At 60.9% G+C, this 17,147-nt stretch carries 14 protein-coding genes; 3 read left to right on the top strand and 11 right to left on the bottom strand.

Features of this window, described 5'->3' with window-relative positions:
• The first annotated feature begins 96 nt into the window (after window positions 1-96).
• Complete coding sequence (creD, locus tag HQ912_RS03550) at window positions 97-1,470, top strand: cell envelope integrity protein CreD (protein ID WP_160893945.1); 1,374 nt, start codon at window positions 97-99, stop codon at window positions 1,468-1,470.
• A 183-nt stretch (window positions 1,471-1,653) separates the two neighbouring features.
• Here creD and HQ912_RS03555 read toward each other — a convergent pair whose 3' ends face one another.
• The 8 genes from HQ912_RS03555 to HQ912_RS03590 all read right to left on the bottom strand — a co-directional run bounded on the left by HQ912_RS03555 (window position 1,654) and on the right by HQ912_RS03590 (window position 10,840).
• Window positions 1,654-2,283, bottom strand: a complete 630-nt coding sequence (locus HQ912_RS03555) for a glutathione S-transferase (RefSeq protein WP_160893943.1) — start codon at window positions 2,281-2,283, stop codon at window positions 1,654-1,656.
• Between the two features lie 187 nt (window positions 2,284-2,470).
• On the bottom strand, window positions 2,471-2,650 hold the full coding sequence (locus tag HQ912_RS03560) for a hypothetical protein (RefSeq protein ID WP_076383409.1): 180 nt from the start codon (window positions 2,648-2,650) through the stop codon (window positions 2,471-2,473).
• Window positions 2,647-3,777 carry a PepSY-associated TM helix domain-containing protein gene (locus tag HQ912_RS03565; protein ID WP_173406477.1) on the bottom strand — a complete coding sequence of 377 codons (1,131 nt, stop codon included), beginning with the start codon at window positions 3,775-3,777 and terminating at the stop codon, window positions 2,647-2,649. Before HQ912_RS03565 ends, HQ912_RS03560 begins: the two co-directional genes overlap by 4 nt.
• 65 nt (window positions 3,778-3,842) lie before the next feature.
• Entirely contained in the window at window positions 3,843-6,281 is a 2,439-nt protein-coding gene (locus HQ912_RS03570) for a TonB-dependent siderophore receptor (protein WP_160893940.1), read from the bottom strand.
• A gap of 212 nt (window positions 6,282-6,493) precedes the next feature.
• The gene (locus HQ912_RS03575; protein WP_047228129.1) at window positions 6,494-7,474 is read right to left on the bottom strand and encodes a FecR domain-containing protein; all 981 of its coding nucleotides are present in this window, start codon (window positions 7,472-7,474) and stop codon (window positions 6,494-6,496) included.
• Window positions 7,471-7,989, bottom strand: coding sequence for an RNA polymerase sigma factor (locus tag HQ912_RS03580; protein WP_173406478.1), 519 nt, complete (start codon window positions 7,987-7,989; stop codon window positions 7,471-7,473). Before HQ912_RS03580 ends, HQ912_RS03575 begins: the two co-directional genes overlap by 4 nt.
• Window positions 7,990-8,201: 212 nt before the next feature.
• Window positions 8,202-8,909 (bottom strand): PolC-type DNA polymerase III, encoded by a 708-nt coding sequence (locus HQ912_RS03585; protein WP_047228127.1) that lies wholly within the window; start codon window positions 8,907-8,909, stop codon window positions 8,202-8,204.
• Window positions 8,906-10,840, bottom strand: a complete 1,935-nt coding sequence (locus HQ912_RS03590) for a putative nucleotidyltransferase substrate binding domain-containing protein (RefSeq protein ID WP_305468590.1) — start codon at window positions 10,838-10,840, stop codon at window positions 8,906-8,908. The genes HQ912_RS03585 and HQ912_RS03590 overlap by 4 nt, the downstream gene beginning before the upstream one ends.
• Window positions 10,841-11,097: 257 nt before the next feature.
• Between HQ912_RS03590 and HQ912_RS03595 the strand changes: the two genes are divergently transcribed.
• A complete protein-coding gene (locus tag HQ912_RS03595) occupies window positions 11,098-11,544 on the top strand; it encodes a response regulator (RefSeq protein ID WP_047228125.1) in 447 nt (148 codons plus the stop codon).
• Between the two features lie 126 nt (window positions 11,545-11,670).
• Here HQ912_RS03595 and HQ912_RS03600 read toward each other — a convergent pair whose 3' ends face one another.
• Window positions 11,671-13,848, bottom strand: coding sequence for a malate synthase G (locus tag HQ912_RS03600; RefSeq protein ID WP_047228124.1), 2,178 nt, complete (start codon window positions 13,846-13,848; stop codon window positions 11,671-11,673).
• Window positions 13,849-14,340: 492 nt separating this feature from the next.
• On the opposite strand from HQ912_RS03600, the gene HQ912_RS03605 reads away from it, so the two are divergent.
• A complete protein-coding gene (locus HQ912_RS03605) occupies window positions 14,341-14,859 on the top strand; it encodes a glycine cleavage system protein R (RefSeq protein WP_047228123.1) in 519 nt (172 codons plus the stop codon).
• 217 nt (window positions 14,860-15,076) lie between these two features.
• Here HQ912_RS03605 and rarD read toward each other — a convergent pair whose 3' ends face one another.
• Together rarD and HQ912_RS03615 are read right to left on the bottom strand one after the other, a co-directional pair.
• On the bottom strand, window positions 15,077-15,964 hold the full coding sequence (gene rarD, locus HQ912_RS03610) for an EamA family transporter RarD (RefSeq protein WP_047228122.1): 888 nt from the start codon (window positions 15,962-15,964) through the stop codon (window positions 15,077-15,079).
• Window positions 15,965-16,167: 203 nt separating this feature from the next.
• Window positions 16,168-17,142 (bottom strand): serine/threonine protein kinase, encoded by a 975-nt coding sequence (locus HQ912_RS03615; protein ID WP_047228121.1) that lies wholly within the window; start codon window positions 17,140-17,142, stop codon window positions 16,168-16,170.
• Window positions 17,143-17,147: the final 5 nt, after the last annotated feature.

The following is a 17,147-nucleotide window of genomic DNA, read 5'->3' on the forward strand; positions in this document are numbered from 1 at the left end:
GCCTTGGGCAGTCTCCACACAATCTCCACAATCTCTCCATAACCCCAGCACACAGCCGGCTCAAGCTCTCCCTCATTCGAACAGGGAGAGCCCCACATGAACCGCAGCCTCGCCGTAAAACTGGGCATGATTGCCCTATTGATCCTCCTGCTGATGATCCCGTTGTTGATGATCAACGGCCTCATCGACGAGCGTCAGGAACTGCGCGACGGTGTACTGCAGGACATCGCCCGCAGTTCCAGTCACAGCCAGCAACTCATCGGGCCGATGATCGTGGTGCCGTTTCGCAAGGATGTGCGGGTCTGGAATACCAACGAGAAGACCGGCGCGCGTTTCCTGGAAACTGTCGAGCAAAGCGGTGAGTTGTATTTTCTGCCGGAGCAATTGGACGTCGACGGCCAGATCCGCACAGAAACCCGTGCACGCGGGATCTACGAGGCGCGGTTGTTTCATGCCGACAACCGGATCGACGGCCACTTCAAGGTGCCTGAGCGTTTCGGCGTGGCCACCAAGGATTTTGCCGACTACCGCTTTGACGAGCCCTATCTGAGCGTGGGCATCAGCGACATCCGCGGTATCGAGAATGCACTGACCCTGAAGCTCAACCAGCAGACCGTCGATTTCCTGCCCGGCTCGCGGATCGGCTGGCTGGGGCAGGGCGTGCATGTGCCGCTGCCAATGGTCACGGCCCAGGGCAGCACTGAGCTGACCTTCGGTTTCGACCTGCGGCTGCAAGGCACCGGTCAGTTCCAGATTCTGCCGGTAGGTAAGTCCACCCAAGTGCACCTGTCGGCCGACTGGCCGCACCCCAGCTTTATCGGCAACTACTTGCCTACCCAGCGCGACATCAATGAGCAGGGCTTCAGTGCCGACTGGCAGACCTCGTTTTTCTCTACCAACCTGCTGGAAACCTTGCAAGCCTGCGAGCCAAGCGATGGCTGTGAAGCGTTTCGCAGCCGTGCCTTTGGTGTGAGTTTCATCGACCCGGTGGACCAATACCTCAAGAGCGACCGGGCGATCAAATATGCACTGCTGTTCATAGCGTTGACGTTTGCCGGGTTCTTTCTCTTCGAAGTGCTCAAGAGCCTGGCGGTGCATCCGGTCCAGTACGCCTTGGTAGGCGTGGCTCTGGCGTTCTTTTACCTGTTGCTGCTGTCCCTGTCGGAACACATCGGTTTTGCCCTGGCGTATTTGCTGTCAGCCAGCGCCTGTGTGCTGCTGATCGGGTTCTATGTCTGTCATGTGTTGCGCAGCGTGAGCCACGGCCTGGGGTTTTCGGCGGGGTTGGCGGGCTTGTACGGTTTGCTCTATGGATTGTTGAGTGCCGAGGACTACGCGTTGCTGATGGGCTCGCTGTTGCTGTTCGGTCTGCTCGGTGTGTTCATGGTATTGACCCGTAAGCTGGACTGGTACCGGGTGGGAGCGAAGCCGACGGCTGCGATGACGTTCGATCTGGGAGAGGTGAAATGAGCCGGTCGCTGGGGTTGCGCGAGGACCGGCAATGGCGAGCAGTGCTGGTGACGCGCATAGGGCAGTTGTTTCCCTTGGATCCGCTGCGCTGCCATCGCGGGCAAGCCTTGCTCCCACAGGCGGAGCAAGGTCTATGTGGGAGCAAGGCTTGCCCGCGACAAGGCCAGTATGGCTAACGCAGGGCTAGATTCTAGGCACTGTCTCGACCATCGAAGGCCGCAAGCTCACTTCGGCAAACCACGCTGCCAATTGTGGATTGGCCTTGCGCCATTCCAGATCGGGATGGCGCAGGTCCAGGTAACCCAGGGCGCAGGCCACGCTGATGGACGCAATGTCGAAATGGCAGGCCAGTTCGGCTATTGCCTCGGCTTCGAGCATGCCCAGGGCGCGGCGGATCTTGTCTCGTTGCGCATCGAGCCACTCGGCCCAGTGTTTTTCTGAAGGTCGCAGGGCGGTTTCGTAGCGAATCATCACCGCGGCATCCATGATTCCGTCAGCCAGGGACGCCAGGGTCAGGCGTCGCCACCGGGCTGCGCCGTCCCGGGGAATCAGCGGATTGCCGACGTGCTGGTGGTCGAGGTAATCAAGAATGACGCGACTGTCGTGGAGCACATTGCCATTGGCCAGGCGCAGGGCCGGGATCTTGCTCAGGGGGTTGTCATCAATGAGTGCCTGGTCCGGCCTGACCGGCGTGAGCTGGCTGAGCTGCAACGCCACGCGGTCTTGCTGGCCGGTTTCGTGCAGCAGCACCAGGACCTTGCGCACGAAAGGCGAAGCGGGGTTGTGGAACAACGTCATGCTGGGGGCCGACATGCAGGTATCCTCGATTAACGGGCAAGGGCTTAGCCTAGACAGTTCCGGTTCGGCTGGCGAGGCCGATTGGATGCCAGTGTGGGAGCGAGCCTGCTCGCGATAGCGCAGTGTCAGTCGATATCAATGTGACTGGTTCACCGCATCGCGAGCAGGCTCGCTCCCACATTGGGTCCGCGTCGGGCTGAAGTTATCTGCGTTTGATCAGCCCCCAGGTTCCCAGCACCGTCGGCACGCCCAAACCCACCCAACTCACGGCATCCCAGGCCCCATCGCCGAGCAATGCCGAAAACAACCCCGCCGCGCTCAGCACGCCGATTGCCACGGGAATACCAAACACTTTCCAGAAACTCGACTGCCGGGGCCTCACGAGACCACCTGCGCTGCGACCGCTGCGCGCTTGGCCGCTTTTCGCCGCACGACCCAAAGGTAGACGCCGCTGCCGAGGACGATGATGGTCAGCACGTCCAGGGTCGCCCAGAAAATCTGCATCGGCCGACCGCCGTAGTCGCCGAAGTGCAGCGGCAGGGACAGGCTCATCATATCCATGTACCACGGCCGTTCAGCCACGGCGGTGACGTCCAGGGTGCTGGCGTCGATCAATACGGGTGTCAGCAGATGGGAGGTCAGGTGGGTGTCACCTTTCATGAACACGCTGTAGTGGTGTTCGCTGGAAAACAGCGTACCGGGGAAGGCGATGAAGCTGGGTTCCATGCCCGGCGCAACCTCTTTGGCGATGTCCAGCAAGCGGGTCGCTGGGGCCAGTTGCGTCAGCGGCGGGGCGTCGCGATAGGGCTCGACCATGGCGCTGAGGCTGTCATTGCGCCAGGCGGCGATGATCAGGTCGGCGCACGCCGCGATGACGCCGGTCACGCCCACCGTCAGCGCCCAGACCAGCGTGACCACGCCGATCAGGTTGTGCAAATCGAGCCAGCGCAGGCGCGTGGATTTGTCCTGGCGCACCGTGGCGAATTTCAGGCGGCGCATGAACGGCAGGTACAACACCACACCGGAAACGATGGCGATCACGAACAACAGGCCCATGAACGCCAACAGCAACTTGCCTGGCAAGCCGGCGAACATGTCCACATGCAGGCGCAGCATCACCATCATGAAACCGCCGTTGGCCGAGGGCATTTCCAGGGCCTCGCCGGTGCGGGCATCGAGCATGAACGTGTGGGAGGAATTGGGTTCGGTGCCCGGCGTCGGCGCCATGATGGTGATGACACCGTTGGGATCATCCTCGTCCCAGCCAAAATACTGGACCACCTCACCGGGGCGATGGGCCTTGGCTTTTTCCACCAGTTGCGCAAGGTCCAATGGCGGTGTGTCGGCCGGCATTTCGCGAAGCTCGGGGGCGTCGCCCAGCAGATGCTCGATTTCGTGATGAAAAATCAACGGCAGCCCGGTGATTGCCAGCATCAGCAGAAATACCGTGCAGATCAGGCTGGTCCAGGTGTGGACGAAGGACCAGCGACGGATGGTTTTGCTTTTCATGATTGATCCGAATGCAAAAAGGGCCACAGGTGGCCCTTCAAAAGGTTTACGCAAATGCTAACCGTTTACCATTTGTAATTCACGCTGGCGACGACGCTGCGTTGATCGCCGTAGTAGCAGTAGAAACCGTCACACGTGGACAGGTAGTCCTTGTTGAAGACGTTTTTTGCATCCACCGCCACCGATACCCCTTTGAGCGAGTTGTTCAGGCGACCCAGGTCGTAATGGGCCGAGGCGTCATACACGGTATAGGAACCGACATGGCCCCAGTCGGTGTTGGTGGTGTTGCCATAGGTGTCGCCGACGTAACGCACACCCGCACCGACACCAAAGCCGTCCAGCGGGCCGTTGTGCCAGGTGTAGTCCGCCCAGGCGGTGGCTTGGTTACGCGGCACCTGGGCCATGCGCTTGCCTTTTTCCGCCGTCGTGCCTTTGGTGATTTCACTGTCGTTGTAGGTGTAGGAGCCGATGAGCTTCAGGTTGTCGGTCACGTCGCCCGAGGCCTCCAACTCCAGGCCACGTACCTGTACTTCACCCACTTGGCGGGTGACGTTGTTTTCGGTGACAGAGTTGTTTTTCTGGGTCAGGTCGAACACCGCCGCCGTCAGCAGGGTTTTGGTGCCGGGTGGCTGGTACTTGATGCCCGCTTCGTACTGTTCGCCTTCGGTCGGCTTGAATGCATCGGTGCTGTTGACGTTGGTACCGGCCGCTGCCTGGAAGGACTGGGCGAAAGAAATGTACGGCGTCACGCCATTGTCGAAGACGTAGCTCAGCGCCGCGTTACCGCTGAATTTCTTGTCGCGCTGGGTGTTGGTCGCGCCGGCCTGGTTGTGGAACTCGGTGCCGGTGTGGATCCAGTCTTCACGACCACCGAGGGTCAGACGCCAGTTGTCCAGGGCGATCTGGTCCTGGATGTAGAGACCGGTTTGCTGGGTCTTCTGGTTGTAGTCGTACATGGTGAAGTACTGGACGTTGGAGAAATCCTGTCCGTAGGTCGGGTTGTGGATATTGCTGGCCGGTACGCCAGTCGAGCCCCACAGCCAGCGCGAGTTGCTGTTGGAGCGCTGGTGATCCAGGCCCAGCAACAAGGTGTGGCTCAGGGCTGCGGTTTGGAAGTCGGCCTGGAAGTTGTTGTCCACGGCGAACTGGCTGACGTCTTCATCGACGATACCCGCTGTTCGCTGCACGGTTCCGTCGGCGCTGACCGCTTCGTCGGGGCCGGCCGGCCAGATCTGCCCGCCCGCAGTGACACCCTGAAACTCCAGGTCGCTCTTGGTATAGCGCAGGTTCTGGCGGAACTGCCAAGTGTCGTTCAGACGATGTTCAAACGCATAACCGAGGGCGTAGTAGGTGCGGTCGTAGAATTCCCAGTCCGGGTCACCCAGGTTTTTGTGGTGGGAAATCTTGCCGGCCGGCGACGACAGCTTGGTGCCTTGCAGCGGCAGGAATTGCCCGGTGATGCCGGTGTCGTCGCGGGTGTACTGAGACAGGAAGGTCAGACGGGTGTCGTCGTTGATGTTCCAGGTCAGGCTGGGGGCGATGTTGTAGCGTTTGTCCGGGATGTGATCGACCTGGGCGTTGCTGTCGCGCACCGTGCCGCTGACCCGATACAGGAACTGGCCTTCGTCATCGACCTTGCCGGTGCTGTCGAAGTTGATCTGCTTGTGTTCGTAGCTGCCGGCTTGCAGTTCGACCTCGTGGCTGCTTTGAGCTTGCGGGCGACGGCTGACCATGTCCAGCATGCCGCCGGGTGGCGTCTGGCCGTAGATCGAAGACGCCGGACCACGCAGCACGGCGATGCGTTCGAGGTTCCAGGGCTCGATTTTCGGCGTGACGTAGTTGCCCTTGGGCAGCGGCAGACCATCGAGGAACTGCGTCGGTACAAAACCGCGCACCAGCAGCCAGTCGTTGCGTGAGTCCGAGCCGTAGCCGCTGCTCTGCACGCCAGCGGTGTAGCGCAGGGCGTCATTGAGGTTGAGGACCGAGCGATCTTCCATCTGCTGGCGTGTGACCACGGAAACCGAGCGCGGCAGTTCGACAATCGGCGTATCGGTCTTGGTGCCGGCTGCCGTGCGAGTGGCGACATAGCCATCGGTCGGACCCCACGCGGTCTCGCTGAGGCCGGCGCCGATCACGCTGGTTTCCGGCAAAGCCATGACGCCTTCGGGCACGGCCACCAGGCTGTAGGTGCCGGCGCTGCTTTGTTGCAGCTGAAGACCGGTGCCGCGCAACGCCTCACGCAATGCGCCAATGGCATCGAACTGGCCCTGGACCGGTGCCGAGGTTTTGCCCGAGGCCAGGGACGGGGTCAGACTCAGGGCGAGCCCGGCCTGACTGGCGATCTGGTTCAGGGTGCTGGCCAATGGTGCGGCGGGCAGGTTGTAGGTGCGCACGCTCGAGGCTTGTTCGGCGGCCAGCAACGGGCCGCTGACCAACGGGGCGGCAAAAGCGATGGCAACGGCCAACAGACTGGGGCGCAACAGGGTGTCTAGCGGGCGGGACATACGGCGGCTCCTGAATGGAAATATTTCTCAATTGCCTTGGTGCCGGATGAAAATTCAAAAGTGATAGGGCTGGATGAAAATAATTTAGATTCAGGTTGGGGTGAGGTGTCCAACGGGTCTTCGGATCGGGACGGCTTCATCGCGAGCAGGCTCGCTCCCACAGCGGATCACTGAAGATCAAATGTGGGAGCGAGCCTGCTCGCGATGGGGCCTCAAGGCTTGGTCTCGGCCCTCGGCCCCACCATCACCCACCAGCGCGTGTGATGCTCGACCTGTACCGGCAAGGTCGGGAGCAGGGCGCTGAGTGCCAGATCGGTGTCGTGCAGCGGGAAGCTGCCAGTGATGCGCAGGTCTGCCACCTGTGGCTCGACACCCAGGTAGCCGCGACGATAGCGTCCCAGCTCATGGACCAGGTCTTCGAGGCGGGCGTTGTCCACCACCAGCATGCCGCGGGTCCAGGCATCGGCACCCGGATTCAGGGCCATCGTCGGCCCGAGGCCGTCGCGACGCATCAACACCTGCTGGCCTTCGCGCAGGATCTGCTCTTCGTCGGTGGCCTGCGGATGCGCCGCCACTGCCGACTTCAACACGCTCAGGCGCGTGCCTTCTGCTTCTCGCTTGACCAAAAAACGGGTGCCCAGGGCGCGCATGTTGCCTTCGCGGGTTTCAACGATAAACGGACGCGGATCGTTGTGGCCGGTTTCCACCAGGATCTCGCCTTCTTGCAGGACAATGCGGCGCTGCTTGTCATCGAAACGCACGTCCAGCGCACTGTGGGTGTTGAGGTTGATCAGCGTGCCGTCGGCCAGGCGCAGGACGCGTTGCTCGCCGGTGGCGGTGCGCTGGTCGGCCAGCCAGTAATCCAGCGGCAAGTAACGATCTCCGGCAAACAACGCCAGGCCGATCACTGCAACAATGCTGGCCAGGCTGCTACCGAGCTTGCGCACCCGGCGACGGATGTTTGCTCTGGATTGCAACAACGCGGCTCGCCCAGGGCCGTTGGCGACACTGAAGCGTTGGTCAAGCATGCCCAGTTGACGCCAGGCCCGGGCATGTTCTTCGTCGGCGGCATGCCATTGGGCGAACGCTTCCCGCTCCTGGGCACTACCGCCGCCTGAGTCCAGGGACAGTTGCCAGGCAATGGCCGCATCCAGAACCCCGGTCGAGACGGGTTTGGAAGAAGGCGTGCTCATGTCGGCTCACCATAAAGCGCGATGTAGCACTGGCGCATGCCCTGGGCCAGGTACTGCCGCACCCGGGGCACGGAAACCCCCAGGCGCTCGGCGATTTCTGCATGGCTGAGGCCGTCGAGGCGGTTGTAAAGGAAGGCGGCGCGGGCCTTGCTCGACAATTTGCCAAGCAGCCGATCGATAGCCTTGAGGTCTTCGACGATCAGTTGCTGCTCTTCCAACGACGGCTGTTCGTTTTCCGGGATCAGCATCAGCTCGGTGAGGTAGGCCTGCTCCAGCGCCGCCCGACGGAAATAATCGAACAGCAGTCCCTTGGCGATCGCCACCAGAAACGCCCTGGGCTCTCGGGGCGCTGTCAGTTCCTCCCGGCCCAGCAGGCGCACGAAGGTGTCCTGGCTCAGATCTTCGGCCCGCTGCGGGCAGGCCACGTTGCGGCGCAGCCATGCCAATAGCCACCCGCGATGGTCACGGTACAACGCACCAACCAGATCACTGTGGGGGCTTGGGACTGACGACACGAAGCATCACCGACGTTTTAAGTAACGAGAATTGTTCGCGATTGTCGCAGAGGCGGGGGAGAGAAAGCAATTGGCGCTGGTCGGAGCACGATCCGCAGATTCAGGAGAGTCTGGAGCAAGGCTTGCCCGCGATGGCATCGCCGGGACTGGCAGCCTGGCCGAGTCGCCTGCATCAAGGGCAAGCCTTGCTCCCACAGGTCAACCACCTTGGGCTAAAGCGAAGGCGCCCGTTGCCGTCGCTTCCATTGGCTCAGGTGCTGTTGCAGCTCAAGCGGGCTATGGATCTGCTGCTGACGGGCACGGCTGAACAGAATGAGCGCCAATTCGGCGGTGGCCAGGGCGTCGGCGCTGGCGTTATGACGGTCGAAGACTTGCAATTTGCACCAGTCGATCCAGTCGTCCAGGCCGGCCTTGCGCAGGTGCGCTTGAGGGCAGAGCATCGGCGCCAGGTCAGCGACATCCAGAAACGAATGCTGCAAGCGATAACCGAGGTAATCCTTCAGTGCTCGCCCCAGCATGTGGGAGTCGAACGGCGCATGAAATGCCAGCAGAGGGCTGTCGCCGACGAATTCCATGAACGCCAGCAGCGCCTCGGCGGGGTCGCTGCCGGCGGCAATTTCACTCGGCGCCAGGCCATGGATCAATACGCTGGGTCCCAGCTTCTGCTTGTCGCACTGCAAGGTGCGTTCGAACTGTTGGCTGAAGTCGATGGCGCCGTCTTCTATGACCACCGCACCGATGGACAGCACCTGATCCTTGTTCAGGTTCAACCCCGTGGTTTCCAGATCCAGCACCACCCAGCGTTGCTCCCTCAGGCTGCATTCACCCAGGGGCGCAGGGGCCGGCAGGCGCTCCAGGCGCTGTTGCACGTCTTCAGGCAACATCGGTTGGACCGGGCGTAACCAGGAAAAAATGCTCACAACTGGTACCTCAGCGTCAGGCTGCTTTGCAGCCGTTGGGCCTGGCGCAGGGATTCGCGCAGAATGCGCCGGTCCAGATGATTAAGGCTGTCGGGGTCGACCCGGTTGGAGTAGGGCAGGTTTTCGCGGGTCTGCAGTTGATGTTGTTGCATGCGGGTTTGCTGGATGAAGTGGTAGGCCTCTTCATAGGCCGCGCCATCGAGCGGTTGGATCACGTCCTTGATGACCAGTTGCCGCAAGCGCTCCAGGGTATTGTTGGCTTCGATGCCATTGGCCAGGGCCAGCAGGCGAGCGCCGTCGACAAAAGGCGTCAGGCCTTGCACTTTCAGGTCCAGGGTGGCTTTTTCGCCGTTCTTGCGGCTGAGCACGAAATCCCTGAAGCGTCCCACCGGTGGACGATGACGCAGCGCGTTCTCGGCCATCATGCGCTGGAACAAACGGTTATCGGCCACCTGTTCGAGCACTTGCTGGCGCAACTGCTCACAGCCTTGCTCATCGCCCCAGACCACCCGCAGGTCGAAATAGATACTCGAGCTCAATAGGTTTTCCGGCGTCGCTTCACGAATGAATGCGGCAAAGCGTCGGGCCCATTCGGCGCGGGACAGGCACAGCTCCGGGTTGCCGGCCATGATGTTGCCCTTGCACAAGGTGAAACCACAGAGGGCCAGGCTCTGGTTGATCTGTTGGGCGATGGGCAGCAGCAGCCCGCGGATCTGCGCCGCATGGGCGGCGTCCCGGGCTTCGAACAGGATGCCGTTGTCCTGGTCGGTGTGCAGGGTCTGCTCGCGCCGGCCTTCACTGCCGAAACACAACCAACTGAACGGCACGCCCGGGTCACCCTTGTCGGCCAGGGTCAGTTCGATGACCCGGCACACGGTGTGGTCGTTGAGCAGTGTGATGATCTGGGTGATCTGCGTCGACGACGCACCATGGGCCAGCATGCGCTCGACCAATTGACCGATCTCGCCGCGCAGGGCCACCAGGGTCTCGACTTTCGGGGCGCTGCTGATGGTCCGTGCCAGATGCACCAGGTCGACCCGCTGCAGGGAAAACAGATCGCGCTCGGACACCACGCCGCACAAGCGATGGTCCTTGACCAGACAAACATGGGCAATGTGGCGCTCAGTCATGGCGATGGCCGCGTCGAAGGCGCTGTGGTCCGGCGAGAGATAGAAGGGTGTCGGGGTCATGTGCGCGGCGATGGCTTCGGAAAAATCCCCGGAGCCGTCGGCGACCACATGCCGCAGGTCGCGCAGGGTAAAAATCCCTACCGGCGCTTTTTGCTCGTTCACCACCACAATGCTTCCGACCTGCTGTTCGTGCATCAGTTTCACGGCTTCGCGCAGGGGCATGTCGGGGTTGCAACTCACCGGATGACGCATCGCCAGCTCGCCCAGCCGGGTGTTGAGGGAGTATTGGGTGCCGAGGGTTTGCGCGGACTTCTGCTGGACTTGCTGATTGAACTGGTCGAGCAGGCTGCTAACTCCACGCAGCGCGAAATCACGAAACGGGCTCGACAGGGCGAACAGCTTGATGAATGCCTGCTTGTTCAATTGCAGGCAGAAGGTGTCCTCGCCGGCACGGTGTTCGGTGCGCGTGGCCCGCTCGCCCAGCAGCGCGGCAAGGGGGAAGCATTCGCCGGTGGTGATTTCGAAGGTGGTCTCGGTGCCACCTTTTGCCGAATGCGGACGCTCGCCCACGACCCGGCCCTGCTTGACGATATAAAAGTGTTCCACCGTGCCGTCGGCCGGTTTGATGATGGTGTCCCCCGGTGCGTAAAAACGCAGCAGGCATTGCTCCACCAGATAAGCCAGGTGAGCGTTTTCCATTTGGTTGAACGGGGGAAAACGCTGAAGGAATTGCAGCGTTCCCTGGATGTTCTGCAACACCGCGGTTTTCCCAGCCTGGGTAAAGGCGTCCGTTTTTTTCATAACCATGGCGCAGTCTTTTTTGAATTGTTGTGGTCGGATCTGTCCCCATGGTCAACCCCTGAGGGTAGGGTGCCCATTGGACGTAAGTCTAGGTCAACGCAAAAGGCTGGGAACGATAGAAAAATCCCTCGTGTGGTCTATCCGAAGCCTGCAATAAATGTACTTGGAAAAAAATCCGACGAAGTGCACATTGAAGCGACGCAGAACGATGTCTGACCACTGTGCCAGGGGATCGATTAAAGAACGTAGAGAGCATCATGTCCGACCACGATATTTTGAGTGACGCCGAGCGCGAGGCGCTGAGTGCCGTCATGCTGGAACCCGACCTGCCGCCGCAACGAGTCTTGATTGTCGATGACGACAAGGACGCCCGTGAGCTGCTATCGGAAATTCTGGCCCTGGACGGCATTCACTGCATGACCGCCGCCAGCGGTGAAACGGCGCTCAAGTTGCTGGAAACCAAGCCGTCGATTGGCCTATTGATCACTGACTTGCGTATGGGCAATGTCGATGGCCTTGAACTGGTCCGCCTGGTCCGTGAGTCGGAGCGGGCAGCGCTGCCGATCATCCTCGTCTCCGGCGATGCCGACGTGAAGGACGCCATCGAAGCGATGCACCTGAGCGTAGTGGATTTTTTGCTCAAGCCTATTGATACGGAAAAATTGCTGGGTCTGGTCAAGCATGAGCTGGGGATGGATCTTTAAAATTGTCTGTGGGAGCCGATGAATCCCACAATGACTAGAGCATCAGCTAGGGCTTGGTGATTTTGCAATGAAAAAGCCCTGATCTTTCGATCAGGGCTTTTTCTTGTGCTGCGTTTTACCCTTCAATCACAGCCCATTGGCTGCCTTGAACTCGCGACGACGACGGTGCAGCACCGGCTCGGTATAGCCGTTAGGCTGCCGGGTGCCTTCGATCACCAACTCCACTGCCGCCTGGAAGGCGATGTTGCTGTCGAAGTCCGGCGCCAGTGGACGGTACAGCGGGTCGCTGGCGTTCTGGCGGTCCACCACCGGCGCCATGCGCTTGAGGCTTTCCATCACCTGGTCCTGGGTGACGATGCCATGGCGCAGCCAGTTGGCGATGTGCTGGCTGGAAATACGCAGCGTCGCACGGTCTTCCATCAGGCCAATATCGTTGATGTCCGGCACCTTGGAGCAACCTACGCCCTGGTCGATCCAGCGCACCACGTAACCGAGGATGCCCTGGGCATTGTTGTCCAGTTCGTTCCTGATCTGCTCCGGCGTCCAGTTCGGGTTCACGGCCAACGGGATGGTCAGGATGTCGTCCACCGAGGCGCGGGCACGTTGGGCCAGTTCGGCCTGACGGGCGAACACGTCGACCTTGTGATAATGCAGCGCGTGCAGCGCTGCAGCGGTCGGCGACGGAACCCACGCGGTGTTGGCACCGGCCATGGGATGAGCGATTTTCTGCTCCAGCATCGCTGCCATCAGGTCCGGCATGGCCCACATGCCCTTGCCGATCTGTGCGCGACCCTGCAGGCCGGTGCTCAGGCCGATATCGACGTTCCAATTCTCATACGCGGCGATCCACTTCTCGGCTTTCATATCAGCCTTGCGCACCATCGGGCCGGCTTCCATGGAGGTGTGGATTTCGTCGCCGGTGCGGTCCAGGAAGCCGGTGTTGATGAACACCACGCGTTCACTGGCGGCCTTGATGCAGGCCTTGAGGTTGACCGTGGTCCGGCGCTCCTCGTCCATGATCCCGACCTTGAGGGTGTTGCGCGGCAGGTTCAGCACGTCCTCGACGCGACCGAACAGTTCGTTGGTGAACGCCGCTTCTTCCGGCCCGTGCATCTTCGGCTTGACGATGTACACCGAGCCGGTACGGCTGTTGCGGCGCGAAGTATTGCCGTTGAGGCTGTGGATTGCCGCCAGGCTGGTGACCAGGCCATCCAGGATGCCTTCCGGTACTTCCTGACCGTCCTTGTCCAGGATCGCGTCGATAGTCATCAGATGACCGACGTTGCGCACGAACAGGAGCGAGCGGCCATGCAGGGTCAGGCCCGAACCGTCGACCGTCGTGTACGCACGATCGGGGTTCATGGTGCGGGTAAACGTCTGACCGCCCTTGGCGACCTGTTCCGACAGATCGCCCTTCATCAGGCCGAGCCAGTTACGGTAGATCACCACTTTGTCATCGGCATCGACGGCGGCGACCGAGTCTTCGCAGTCCATGATGGTGGTCAGCGCCGCTTCCATCAGGATGTCTTTGACGCCGGCGGCATCGGTCTGGCCGACGGGGGTGCTGGCGTCGATCTGGATTTCAAAGTGCAGGCCGTTGTGCTTCAACAGCACGGTGGTCGGTGCCGAAGCGTCGCCCTGGAAACCGATCAGTTGCGCGTCGTCACGCAGGCCGCTGTTGCTGCCGCCCTTGAGGGCAACCACCAGTTTGCCATCGACGATCTTGTAAGCGGTGGAATCGACATGGGAGCCGGCGGCCAACGGCGCGGCTTCGTCGAGGAAGGCGCGGGCAAAGGCAATGACCTTGTCGCCGCGTACCTTGTTGTAGCCTTTGCCTTTCTCCGCGCCGTCGGCTTCGCTGATGGCATCGGTGCCGTACAGCGCGTCGTACAAAGAACCCCAGCGGGCGTTCGAGGCATTGAGGGCGAAGCGGGCATTCATCACCGGCACGACCAGTTGCGGGCCGGCCATGCGGGCGATTTCGTCATCGACATTTTGCGTCGTGGCCTGGAAATCCGCCGCTTCTGGCAGCAGATAACCGATGTCTTGCAGGAAGGCTTTGTAAGCCACGGCGTCGTGGGCCTGGCCGGCACGGGCCTGGTGCCAGGCATCGATCTGTGCCTGGAAATCGTCGCGTTTGGCGAGTAGGGCTTTGTTCTTCGGGGCCAGGTCGTGGATGACTTTGTCGGCACCGGCCCAGAACGCATCGGCGGTGAGGCCGGTTCCGGGGATAGCTTCGTTATTCACGAAGTCGAACAGGACTTTGGCGACCCGCAGGCCACCGACTTGAACGTGTTCAGTCATTGCTTGCCTCACTCTGCTCAGCTATTTCGCTTTTCAGCTCTTCGATTTTGACAATGAAGCCTCGGGACATTTAAACCACAAACCCCGGAACCAGTACATGCCATCGCTGGCGGCTGGGTGGGACCTGTCACGGGCGTTAAGCCTTGCTGACGGGGCTTTCAGGGATGCGACCGCGCCTTGAACAGTCATTGGTCCAACATTATGTAGTGCGCGCTGCGGCATACTACATGATCAATTGCGGTTGTGAAAATTAGACTAATTGCGTCGTTCCGCGACCCACTAAAGTGTTACGGTCACGACGAGGCACGGGATGTTCTCAAAAAACGTATGGATTGTTCCATATAAATCTTGATCTTTGTACACGATGTGTCTGGTTTCATCCTGTGGGAGCAAGCTTTGCTCTCACAGGAGCGAGGTATATATCTTTAGGCCATCAGTCTGCTCGCGACCACCTGCCTATACTCTTCTTTCCACAACAAGAGGGCTCGCGCCATGGACCATCTCGTCATCACTGTTTTCGCCCCGGACAAGCCCGGGTTGGTCGAGCAGATCGCCCTTTGCATCGCCGAGCACGGCGGTAACTGGCTGGAAAGCCGCATGTCCCGTCTGGCGGGACAATTTGCCGGGATCCTGCGCCTGAGCGTTCCGGCTGAATCCCATGATGAATTGATCGAAGCCTTGCAAGGCCTGTCGGCCCACAACATCCGCGTGCTGATCGCCGAGGGCATCGTCGAAGAGTCCTGCACTTGGAAGCCTATCGCGATGGAGCTGGTGGGTAATGATCGCCCGGGGATCGTGCGCGACATCACGCGCTTGCTGAGTGAGCAGGGCGTCAACGTCGAGCGACTGGTCACGGACGTGCGGCCGGCGCCGATGAGCAGCGAGTTGCTGTTTCATGCCGAAGCGATCCTCGGGGTGCCGGTGACCTTGTCCCTGGACACTTTGCAGGAACGTTTGGAAACCCTGGCCGATGAGTTGATGGTGGAGCTGAAACTCAGCGACGAGAACTGATACGGGTTATCCAAGGAAAAACTGCGCCTGCCTGTGGATAACCTGTAGAGACACCTCGCCAGCCCACGTCCGCCGGGCGCTGGCGGGATATGATTAAAAAATCACCAGTTTTCAAGGGCTTGTGCACAAACGGCGGGGATCACGCTGTGGATAACCTTGGGAAGGATAAGCGCAGGCCACGCCAGACGTGGCCTGTGGAGGTTCGTACGTTTTTTGATCAGTTGCGCCGGCGCATGCTGATCACGGCATCGACGCTATACACCGCAAGCCCAGCCCAGATAAACAGGAACGCCACCAATGTGCTGGACGACAGGTGCTCACCGAACAGCAGCACGGCGAGCAACAACACCAGCGTCGGTGCGATGTACTGGAGGAACCCGAGGGTGGTGTAGGGCAAATGCCGCGCCGCAGCGTTAAAGCACACCAACGGCACCAGCGTCACGGGCCCTGCCGCCACCAGCCACCAGGCTTCGGAGGTGGTCCAGAAAACGGCTTGGGCGCTGGTAGCCGCCGGGTTGAACAACAACCAGGCAATGGCGATCGGCACCAGCATCCAGGTTTCCACTACCAGTCCGGGTAAAGCCTTGACCGGCGCCTGCTTGCGGATCAGCCCATAAAAGCCGAAGGTCAGCGCCAGCACCAGCGACACCCAAGGCAGGCTGCCCACTTGCCAGACCTGCTGCGCCACACCGACCGCGGCCAACCCCACCGCCAGCCACTGCATGCGTCGCAACCGTTCACCCAGGATCAACATGCCGAGCAATACGTTCACCAGCGGGTTGATGTAGTACCCCAGGCTCGCTTCGAGCATGCGCTCGTTGTTCACCGCCCAGACATAGGTCAACCAGTTGGCCGCGATCAACGTACCGCTCAGGGCCAGGATTGCCAGCCGCTGTGGATTGTCCCGCAGTTCGCGCCACCAGCCCGGGTGTTTCCAGACCATCAGCAACGCCGCGCCGAACAGCGCCGACCACAGCACCCGGTGGATGATGATCTCCACGGACGGCACATTGGCGATGGCTTTGAAATAGATCGGGAACAGACCCCAGATGATGTAGGCACTCAGGCCCAGGATATACCCGCGACGCGGGTTGGCGGCTTGCATGCAGAATCCTTGCTTAGGCAGCTAACAAAAGAGTGATTGTAAGGAGATTTGTCAGATTGTGCTGTGAACCTTTATGCGCGCCATCGCCGGCCCCTGTGGGAGCGAGCTCGCTCGCGATGACGACGGCCCATTCAACATGGACATCGACTGACCTACCGCGATCGCGAGCAGGCTCGCTCCCACAGGGGGGCGGCAGTGGCAAATCAGAACAACTTCAACGGCTCCTCATTGAGCGCCGCCAGTTGCTCGCGCAACGCCAACACCTGGTCGCCCCAGTAGCGTTCGCTGCCGAACCACGGGAAGCTGCGCGGGAACGCCGGATCGTCCCAACGGCGCGCCAGCCAGGCGCTGTAGTGCATCAGGCGCAAGGCCCGCAGTGGCTCGATCAAGGCCAGTTCACGCGGGTCAAAGTCATGAAACTCGCGGTAGCCGTCCATCAATTCCGACAACTGCCCCAGGCATTCCTGGCGATCACCGGCGAGCATCATCCACAAATCCTGTACCGCCGGGCCCATGCGGCAGTCGTCCAGGTCGACGATATGAAAAACCTCGTCGCGGCACATCATGTTGCCGGGGTGGCAGTCGCCGTGCATGCGGATGTTCTGGTGAGGCGTGGCGGCATAAACCTCTTCAACCCGTTTGAGCAGGTCCCGGGCCACCGACTCGTAGGCCGGAAGCAGGCTGCGGGGTACGAAACCGCTTTGCAGCACGGTGGCCAGCGAATCGTGGCCGAAGTTTTTCACGCCCAACGCTTCACGATGCTCGAACGGACGGGTCGACCCGACCGCGTGCAGACGCCCGAGCAATTGCCCCAGGCGATAGAGTTGGTCGAGGTTGCCCGGCTCAGGCGCGCGGCCGCCGCGCCGGGGAAACAGGGTGAAACGAAACCCGGCGTGTTCGTGCAGACTGACGCCGTTGTGAATCAGCGGCGCTACCACCGGCACGTCGCATTCGGCCAGTTCGAAGGTGAAGCGGTGCTCTTCCAGAATCGCTTCGTTGGTCCAGCGCTGAGGGCGATAGAACTTGGCGATCAGCGGCTCGGCGTCTTCGATACCCACCTGATAGACACGGTTTTCATAGCTATTGAGGGCCAGCACACGGGCATCGCTGAGCAAGCCCATGCTTTCAACGGCATCGAGCACCAGGTCGGGTGTGAGGGTTTCAAACGGATGGGACATGCTGA

It is taken from the genome of Pseudomonas sp. MPDS (assembly GCF_013283895.1).
Lineage (GTDB): Bacteria > Pseudomonadota > Gammaproteobacteria > Pseudomonadales > Pseudomonadaceae > Aquipseudomonas > Aquipseudomonas rhizophila.

Excerpts from the sequence above, each read along its gene's own strand:
- creD (WP_160893945.1), top strand. The coding sequence starts at position 97 with ATGAACCGCAGCCTCGCCGTAAAACTGGGCATGATTGCCCTATTGATC.
- HQ912_RS03555 (WP_160893943.1), bottom strand. The coding sequence starts at position 2,283 with ATGTCGGCCCCCAGCATGACGTTGTTCCACAACCCCGCTTCGCCTTTC.
- HQ912_RS03565 (WP_173406477.1), bottom strand. The coding sequence starts at position 3,777 with ATGAAAAGCAAAACCATCCGTCGCTGGTCCTTCGTCCACACCTGGACC.
- HQ912_RS03570 (WP_160893940.1), bottom strand. The coding sequence starts at position 6,281 with ATGTCCCGCCCGCTAGACACCCTGTTGCGCCCCAGTCTGTTGGCCGTT.
- HQ912_RS03575 (WP_047228129.1), bottom strand. The coding sequence starts at position 7,474 with ATGAGCACGCCTTCTTCCAAACCCGTCTCGACCGGGGTTCTGGATGCG.
- HQ912_RS03590 (WP_305468590.1), bottom strand. The coding sequence starts at position 10,840 with ATGAAAAAAACGGACGCCTTTACCCAGGCTGGGAAAACCGCGGTGTTG.
- HQ912_RS03595 (WP_047228125.1), top strand. The coding sequence starts at position 11,098 with ATGTCCGACCACGATATTTTGAGTGACGCCGAGCGCGAGGCGCTGAGT.
- HQ912_RS03600 (WP_047228124.1), bottom strand. The coding sequence starts at position 13,848 with ATGACTGAACACGTTCAAGTCGGTGGCCTGCGGGTCGCCAAAGTCCTG.
- HQ912_RS03605 (WP_047228123.1), top strand. The coding sequence starts at position 14,341 with ATGGACCATCTCGTCATCACTGTTTTCGCCCCGGACAAGCCCGGGTTG.
- rarD (WP_047228122.1), bottom strand. The coding sequence starts at position 15,964 with ATGCAAGCCGCCAACCCGCGTCGCGGGTATATCCTGGGCCTGAGTGCC.
- HQ912_RS03615 (WP_047228121.1), bottom strand. The coding sequence starts at position 17,142 with ATGTCCCATCCGTTTGAAACCCTCACACCCGACCTGGTGCTCGATGCC.